The following is a 568-nucleotide window of genomic DNA, read 5'->3' on the forward strand; positions in this document are numbered from 1 at the left end:
CTAAATAACTGATCCTAATAGTGCTACACCTTCGCTGTGCCATAGCCATTCCCGGGGAAAGGAGACACGGTATCCATGAAGTGTTTCACTCGAGCCAGCAGGTTGGCCATCCCTCTGCATTGATGATTGCGCGTGATGGTTTCATGCAACTTGTGCCACAGCCGTTCTATGTGATTAACCCAAGGACTGTAAACTGGCTGGAATACCAGGCAGAACTTGGGATTCTTCTTCAACCATCGCTCGGTCTGATTGCTTTTGTGAATGATGTAGTTATCGAGGATCAGCGTGATGGTTTTGGCTCGTCGGTAGTGGTGGCGCAGCTTTTCCAACATGGCGATAAACAGCGATGAGTTTTTCTTTATCCCGCTGACGTAAAGCACTCTTCCGTTGCCTGCATGGAGAACGCCTGCCAGGTAATGTTTGGCGTTCTGTCCCGGTGTGACAACCCGCTTTTGCTGCGCTCTGAACATCCAGTCGGCCCCTAATTTGGGATTGAGGTCTATATCGACTTCATCCTCATAAAACACCGGATTATCGGCATCACAGCGGGCCAGCGCAGCGTCGATAT

1 pseudogene is annotated in these 568 nt (G+C 50.2%); it reads right to left on the bottom strand.

The window, feature by feature from the left end:
* Positions 1-23: 23 nt before the first annotated feature.
* Positions 24-568, bottom strand: a pseudogene (locus tag BN4575_RS20405) (IS630-like element ISAhy2 family transposase); the annotation flags it as partial.

The organism is Aeromonas sp. EERV15 (assembly GCF_900079845.1).
In the GTDB taxonomy this organism is placed as follows: domain Bacteria; phylum Pseudomonadota; class Gammaproteobacteria; order Enterobacterales; family Aeromonadaceae; genus Aeromonas; species Aeromonas sobria.